Origin of the sequence: Amycolatopsis sp. NPDC006131, assembly GCF_040614175.1 — a bacterium.
Taxonomy (GTDB): Bacteria; Actinomycetota; Actinomycetes; order Mycobacteriales; family Pseudonocardiaceae; genus Amycolatopsis_E; species Amycolatopsis_E tucumanensis.
Map to the genome: position 1 here is coordinate 23,845 of NZ_JBEXTX010000098.1, position 7,422 is coordinate 31,266.

The 7,422-nt window shown below is 74.6% G+C and carries 6 protein-coding genes; 1 reads left to right on the top strand and 5 read right to left on the bottom strand.

Translation table 11 applies throughout. The features are described 5' to 3' along the window. The first annotated feature begins 86 nt into the window (after nt 1-86). A complete protein-coding gene (locus ABZ215_RS34260) occupies nt 87-992 on the top strand; it encodes a LysR family transcriptional regulator (protein WP_354954497.1) in 906 nt (301 codons plus the stop codon). 1 nt (nt 993) lies between these two features. Here the strand turns inward: ABZ215_RS34260 and ABZ215_RS34265 are convergent, their stop codons facing one another. From ABZ215_RS34265 to ABZ215_RS34285, 5 genes are read right to left on the bottom strand one after another with little or no spacing between them, the layout of a single operon-like run. After that, nucleotides 994-2,625, bottom strand: coding sequence for an ABC transporter ATP-binding protein (locus ABZ215_RS34265; protein WP_354954499.1), 1,632 nt, complete (start codon nt 2,623-2,625; stop codon nt 994-996). Further along, a complete protein-coding gene (locus ABZ215_RS34270; protein WP_354954501.1) occupies nt 2,622-4,280 on the bottom strand; it encodes an ATP-binding cassette domain-containing protein in 1,659 nt (552 codons plus the stop codon). The genes ABZ215_RS34265 and ABZ215_RS34270 overlap by 4 nt, the downstream gene beginning before the upstream one ends. Further along, nucleotides 4,277-5,272: an ABC transporter substrate-binding protein gene (locus tag ABZ215_RS34275; RefSeq protein ID WP_354954503.1), complete on the bottom strand. Its 996-nt coding sequence runs from the start codon at nt 5,270-5,272 to the stop codon at nt 4,277-4,279. The genes ABZ215_RS34270 and ABZ215_RS34275 overlap by 4 nt, the downstream gene beginning before the upstream one ends. Then, nucleotides 5,265-6,077 carry an ABC transporter ATP-binding protein gene (locus ABZ215_RS34280; protein WP_354954505.1) on the bottom strand — a complete coding sequence of 271 codons (813 nt, stop codon included), beginning with the start codon at nt 6,075-6,077 and terminating at the stop codon, nt 5,265-5,267. Before ABZ215_RS34280 ends, ABZ215_RS34275 begins: the two co-directional genes overlap by 8 nt. Beyond that, nucleotides 6,074-7,183, bottom strand: a complete 1,110-nt coding sequence (locus ABZ215_RS34285; protein WP_354710948.1) for an iron ABC transporter permease — start codon at nt 7,181-7,183, stop codon at nt 6,074-6,076. The genes ABZ215_RS34280 and ABZ215_RS34285 overlap by 4 nt, the downstream gene beginning before the upstream one ends. Nucleotides 7,184-7,422 lie beyond the last annotated feature (239 nt).

Here is a 7,422-nt window from a genome sequence, read left to right on the forward strand (position 1 = left end):
GCCCTTCACCTTGATCGGCGCCGCACCCCACGACAAGAGCTCTCCGGGCAACCTATCCTTTCGCTCAGGGAAAGAAAGGGGCGCGGATGAGCTCGATCGACGATCTCCGCTTCTTCCACGTGGTCGCCGCGAGCGAGACGCTCACCGCCGCCGCGCGCGAGCTCGGGTCTTCGCTGCCCGCGGTCAGCAAACGCCTGCGGGCGCTGGAACAACGGCTCGACGCGCGCCTGGTGCACCGCGGCACGCGCCGGCTGGTGCTGACCTCCGAGGGCGAGCTCTACGCCGCCCGCCTGGAGACGATCCTCGACCAGGTCCGCGAGCTCGACGACCTGATCACGCACCGCTCGGCCGACCTGCGCGGCTCGGTCGTGGTCCAGGCCACCCTCGGGCTCGGACGCGCGCACGTGGCGCCCCTGCTCGGCGAGTTCACCGCCCGGCACCCCCAGCTGAACGTCCGGCTGCACACCACGGCGCTGCCGCTGCGCCCGCACCGGCGCGAGTTCGACATGGCCGTCCACGTCGGTACCCCGCCCGATTCGACACTGCGGATGCGGCGGCTGGCCCGCAACCGCCGGGTGCCCTGCGCCGCACCGTCCTACTTGGACCGCAAGGGCATGCCCGAACGGGTCGAGGACCTGGCCGACCACGACTGCATCGTGCTGCGCGAGAACGAAGGGGACTTCGACCTGTGGCGGTTCGGCACCGCGGGCAGGCCGAGGCAGGTGCGGGTGCGCGGCCGCCTGTCGAGCAACGACGGGGACGTCGTCATCGACTGGGCGCTGCAGGGGCACGGGGTGATCATGCGCTCGGAGTGGCAGGTCCGGTCGTATTTGGACAGTGGCGAGCTCGTCCGCGTGCTGCCCGGAGTCCCCACCCCGCCGGCCGACATCTACGCCCTCCTCGCCGACGACGTCCACGTGCCCCGCCGGGTCAGAGAGCTGATCGACCACCTGGCAGCCCGGCTGCCGGACCGGATCGCCGGGTCGCGCTGAGTCAGGGCAAGCGGATCGTGCGGTCACAGCGTGCCAGTGTCGCCGGGCGGTGGGCGATGACCAGGATGCCGATGTCCTCCCCGGTGGCGGCGAGTGCGGTGGTGATGGCCTCGTCGGCGTCGGGGTCGAGGTTGGCCGTCGCCTCGTCGAGGATGAGGATGCGCGGGTTCATCAGCAGCGCGCGGGCGACCGCGACGCGGGCCCGCTGCCCGCCGGACAGCCCGGCCCCGGCCTCGCCGACCGGGGTGTCCAGGCCGTCCGGCAGACCGGCTCGCGGGTCGAGGATTCCCGCCCGTCGCGCCGCTTCCGCCACCTCGTGGTCGGCGGCCGAGGGGCGGCCGAGCCGGATGTTCGTCGCGACCGTGCCGGCCAGCAGGCCCGGCTCCTGGGGCACGATGCTGATCGCGTCGCGCAGGTCGTCGTCGGCCAGGTCGGTCAGCGCAACCCCGTCCAGGGTGATGCGGCCGGCGTCGGGGTCCCACATGCGGACGGCGAGCAGCGCGCACGTGGTCTTGCCCGCGCCGGAGGGGCCGGTGAGCGCGACGCGTTCCCCCGGCCGCACGGCGAGCGACACGTCGCGCAGCACGGGCGGCCCGCCGCCGTACCCGAAGGTGACGGCGTCGAACACCAATCCGGTCGCGTGCTCGCGTGGCGGCAACGCCTGCGGCGACCGGGGTTGGTCCACGGCGGGCGGCCGGTCCAGGACACCGGTGATCCGCGTCGCCGCGGCTCGCAGGGTGCCGAGGTTGCGCAGCAGGTCGGAGATCTGGGCCAGTGGCCCGATCGCCGCCACGGCGAGGACCGTCGCGACCGGCGCGAGTGGACGGCCGACCGTGGCGAGGTTGGCCGCGCACACGGCGAGGGCGCCGATCCCGGCGAGTGCGGCCGTCGCGTCGTGCACCGCGCGTTCCACCCCGGCCCGGAAGCCGATCCTGGCCTGCACGGCGGCCAGGGTGCCGGTGAGCCGCCCGAGCGCGCCGAGCCGCCGTTCCAGCGCCCCGGCCGCGGTGAGCTCGCCGAGCCCGTGAACGGTGTCCACGAGCTCGGCGTTCAGCGCCGCGACCGCGCCGGTCAGCTCCGCGCCTTGCCGGGTGGCCACCCGGCCGGTCAGCCACGGCAGCGCCGCGGTCACGGCGACCAGCGGCACCCACACCAGCAGCAGCCACGGGGTGACGAGCAACGACAGGGTCGTGGTGGCGGCGATCAGCACCGCACAGGTGAGCGCCTGGGCGGCGGTGTGGGCGTAGAGCCATTCCAGCCGGTCGAGGTCGGCGAACGCGACCGACACGAGGTCCCCGCTCCGCCGCGGTTTCGCGCGGTCGGGCAGGCTGACGCGGAAGGCGCCGAACACGCGGGCGCGCAGGGTGGCGATCAACCGGTAGGCCAGGTCGTGGGAGACCCAGGATTCGCGCCAGGTCATCGCGGCGGTCAGCACCGCGAGTCCGAACAGGACGAACGCCACGGCCGTCAGCGGCGCCGAACCGGTGGCGGCGGTCCGGCCGGCGAGCCAGGTGCCGGCCACCGCCAGCGACAGCGTGCCGAGCTGGACGACGGCGTTGGCCGCCAGTGTCCAGGCGAAGGCGGCCTTCTGCTCGGCGATGACCGGCAGCAGCCGCCGGAGCGGGCCGCTCACGCCGCGACCCCGGTGACACTGGCGACGCGGCCGGCTTCGATCGTGACCAGAGTGGTGGCGTCGCGCAACGCGGTTTCCCGGTGGGCGATCACGATCCGGGTGACGTCCGGGCAGTGTCGCGCGAGGCGGGTCAGGACGCGGTGCTCGGTGTCGACCTCCAGCGCCGAGGTCGCTTCGTCGAGCAGCAGCACCGGGGTCCGGGCCAGCACGGCGCGGGCGATGGCCAGCCGCTGCCGCTGCCCGCCGGAGAGCCGCGCCCCGTTCTCGGTGAGCACCGTGGCGAACCCGTCGGGCAGCGCCTCGATGAACCCCAGCGCGTCGGCGACGTGAGCGGCCGTGCGGACCTCCGCCGTGGTGGCGCCGGGCCGGGCGAGCCGGAGGTTCTCCTCCACGGTCCCGTGGAAGAGGTAGGTGTGCTGGCCGACGACGGCGATGCTCGCCCGCAGCGCGGCGAGGGTGTAACCGGTCAGCGGGGTGCCGTCCAGCTCGATGCGGCCGTGCTGGGGATCGGCGTGCCGGACGAGGAGCCGCGCCAGCGTGCTCTTGCCCGCCCCGGACGGGCCTGCGATCCCCGTGGTGCTCCCCGGCGCGCAGTCGAAGCTCACCTCGTGCACACCGGCGCCGTTCGGGTAGCGGTAGGTGACCTCGCGCAGCCGCACTCCGGCGCCCGGGCGGGCCGGTTCGGTGCGGGTTCCGGTGTCGGCGACGGCCGGTCGCGCCGTGCGGATCTCCTCCAGCCCGGCGGCCGCGCCCAGCCCCTGGTACCCGAGGTGCCAGTGCGCGGACAGGTCCAGCACGGGCCGGAAGCATTCCCTGGCGCACAGCAGGAACAGCAGCACCGGACCCGCGGGCGCCGCGCCGCCGAGCACCCCGGCGCAGGCGACGACGATGGTGGCGGCGGTGCCCAGGTGCAGCGCGAGCGCGCTGACACCGGCCTCCACCAGCGACACCCGCAGCTGCGACATGGTCGAGCGGTGCAGGTCCGCGCCGCGCGCGGCGAGGAGGTCGCCGGTGCGCCGCCCCGCGCCGAACATCCGCAGCACCGCGATCGCCCTGGTCGCTTCCAGGTAACCGGCGGCGAGCTGTTCGTAGGCCCGCCACCGGGTGCGCCCGGTGCGCATCAGCCGGGCGTCCCAGAACCGCGGCACCGCCACCGCGCACAGCACCGCCACGGCCAAGACGGTGGCAGCGGGCGCCGAGACCGTGAACAGCCACCCGGTGACCGCGGCCGGGACGACGCAGGTCACCAGGAGCTGGGGCAGGTACCGGCTGTAGTAGGCGTCCAGGGCCTCCACCCCGTCGACGACCGTGTGCGCGACCGCACCGGCCCGCTCCCCCTGCGCCCACGCCGGGCCCAGCTCGGCGATGCGGCGCAGCAGGGTGGCCCGCAGCCGGGTGCGGATCGCGATGCCGAACCGCGCGGCGGCGACCTCGCGCGCCCACACCAGCACCGCCCGCACGGCGACCACCCCGGCCAGCACCGCGAGGGTGGCCGGCACCGCCGCGACGTCCCCGCCGGTCAGGTCGGCGAGGACGGCGGCGGTCAGCACGGCCGCGGCGACGTGGGCGGCCGACACCAGCACGGCCAGCGCCGCCAGCAGCGCCACCGGTCCGGCGACGACCCCCGCCAGGCGCAGCAGCCCGCGGTGGATCACGACGCGAAGGCGCCCGGGTGCAGCTGCTGGGCGATTTCGCGCACCACCGAGACGTTGCCGAGGGTGCCCGGGTAGGTGTCGGCGGCGTCGATCGCGATCAGCCGGCCCTCCCGCACCGCGGTCACGTTCGGGAACGTGCGGGTCAGGTAGTCGCGGGTGGCCTGCTCGTGCTCGGGCGAGTTGACGGCGAACACGATCGCCTGCGGGTCGGCCGCGGCGAGCGCCTCCGGGGTGATCTGGGCGGCGAAGAACTTGGCGAACCGCGGGTCCTGCGGGGAGAACACGTTGTTCCCGCCGGCCCGGCGGATGATGTCGTACTCGATGCCGGCGCCGATCGCGGTCACCGTGGTGCCCTCCAAGTACACCTGGGCCACGGTGGGCTTCGCGCGGCCGGCGATCGCGGCGTCCACTTCGGACAGGCTGGCGCGGCTCTGCGCGATCAGGGTGCCGGCGCGGTCGGGCACGGCGAAGATCCGGCCGAGGTTGTCCAGGTCGGTGAAGATGTCCTCGACGGTGCCGGTCATGCGCCGCTGGGCGCAGCCGCCGGTGGCGACGTAGGCGGTCACGCCGGCCTGCGCGAGCTGGTCCAGGCCGGCGAAACCCTGCTCGGCGGTGAACTCGTACATCGTCGGGGAGAACACGAAGTCCGGTTTGACGTTGAGCAGCTGTTCCCGGCTCGGCGGCCCGGACTCGCTGAGCACCGGCACGGCGGCAGCCTGGGCAGCGATGTCGGCGGGAAGCGGCGCGGTGTCGGTCTGCGCCTGCCCGACGAGCTTGTCCGCCAGCCCCAGCCGCAGCAGCAGCTCGGTCTGGGACGGGCTCAGCCCGGCGGCCGCGGCCGGGGTCGACGGCACGCTGATCTGCCGATCGCAGTTGGTGATCGTCACCGCCTGGGCGGTGTCCGGCGAGGCGTTCGGGGTGACCGCGGAGCCGCACCCGGCGAGCAGAGTGGCGCCGAGGGCGAGCGCGATCAGGGGGGCGGTTCTAGGCATGGATCTCATCTCTGTTCGTACCGGGGCAGGGACCAGTTCGGTGTGGATGGTCGAAAACCAGGACCGGGCCGCCGGTGCCCGGGTGGGTCAGGCGCGTGACCCCGACGTGGAAGACCTCCTCGACCACCCGCGGGGCGAGGGCCTCGGCGGGCGGCCCGGCGGCGACGAGGCGGCCGGCGTCGAGGACCGCGATCTCGTCGCAGTGGGTGGCGGCGAGGTTGAGGTCGTGCAGCGCCGCGATGACCGTGCGGCCGAGGCCGGCCGCCAGGCGCATGAGCTCCAGCTGGAAGGCGATGTCGAGGTGGTTGGTCGGCTCGTCGAGGACCAGCACCGGGGTGTCGGCGGCGAGGGCGCGGGCGAGCATCACCCGCTGGCGCTGCCCGCCGGAGAGCCGGCCGATGGGCCGGTCGGCGAGGTCCGTGGCGCCCACCGTGTCCAGCGCGGTCCAGGCCAGGTCCAGGTCGGCGTCGGTGTCGCGGCCGAACCCGCGCTGGAACGGCACCCGGGACAGCAGGACGACGTCCAGGACCGTCATGTCGAACTCGGTGGAGGTCTCCTGGGTCATGACCGCCACCGTCCTGGCGACCTCGCGGCGGCTGGTGCGCCACACGTCCTTCTCGCCGAGCAGCACCCGGCCGGACTCCGGCGCGACCGCGCGGTAGAGCGTGCGCAGCAGCGTCGACTTGCCGCTGCCGTTGGGGCCCACCAGCCCGAGAAACCGGCCGGAGGGCACCTCCAGGTTGACGTCGCGCAGCACGGCGCGGCCCGCCAGGCTGACACCGACGTGGTCGAAGCGCACCCTCATCGGTCGAGTCCCGCCCGCGCCGCCGTGTCCCGGCGCATCAGCCACAGGAAGAACGGCGCCCCCACCACCGCGGTGAGGATGCCGATCGGCACCTCGGCCGGCGCGGCGACCGTGCGCGAGAGCAGGTCGGCGAGCATCAGGAACGCGGCGCCGCCGAGCACCGCGACGGGCAGCATCCGCCGGTGGTCGGCGCCGACGAGGATCCGGGCCACGTGCGGGACCACCAGGCCGACGAAGCCGATTCCGCCGCTGACCGACACGATCGAGCCGGTCAGCAGCGCCGCGGTGACCAGCAGGACCGCGCGCAGCCGGTTCACGTCCACCCCGAGCGCGGTGGCCGATTCGTCGCCGCTGAGCAGCGCGTTCATCGCCCGGGTGCGCAACCCGACGACGAGGCACGCGGCCACGAACGCCACCGCGGGGACGGCCAGTGAGCTCATCGACGCGGCGGACACGCTGCCCAGCAGGAAGAACAGGACGCTGAACACGTTCTGCGCCTCGGTGGTCAGCGTCAGGTAGCTCGTGACGGCGCTGAACAGGGAGCCCAGGGCCACGCCGGAGAGGATCATCCGCGTCGGCGACAGGATGCCGCGGTGCCGCGCGGTGAGCGCCACGGCCAGGCTCGCCACCAGCGCGCCGGCGAAGGCCGCGGCCCCGAGCGGCAGCCCGCCGACCGCCGCCGACCCGAGAGTGATGACGAGAACCGCGCCCACCCCGGCGCCGGAGGACACGCCGAGCAGGTAGGGCTCGGCGAGCGGGTTGCGCACGATCACCTGCATGATCGCCCCGGCCAGCGCGAGCCCGGCGCCGGACAGCGCGGCCAGCAGCGCGCGGGGCAGGCGGAACTGCCACACCGCCTGGTCCTGCAGCGGGGTCAGGCTGCCGTCGGACATCCACGGCATGCCCGGCAGCAGGTGCCCCACCACGATCCGGGCCGCGTCGGTCACCCCGACGTCGACCGTGCCGACCGCCCCGGACACGACGACCAGCAGCAGGATCGCCACGACGAGGGCGCTGACGGTGATCCGCGACGCGAGGCGGGAGCGGTGGACGGACGCACGCAGGCGGCGATCCAGCGCGACGGGTGGGCGCGGGCGAACGAGCACGAGTGGGGGCCGATCGGTCAGTGGCGGGGACGGACGGAGCATAACCGACATCGACAATCGTTTTCAACGATCGTGATCGCGACGATGGGTGAGCCCACCGCCGGGCCACGCCCGGGCTCCGGAACCGGGGCCCAGTCCACGCAGTCCTGACCGCCCGCGGGCCGGCGGGCCATCACGTCCCGGTGGGCGAACCGCCACCCGCCTCGGCCCCCGCAGTCCTGACCCGCCGCCACAAACGG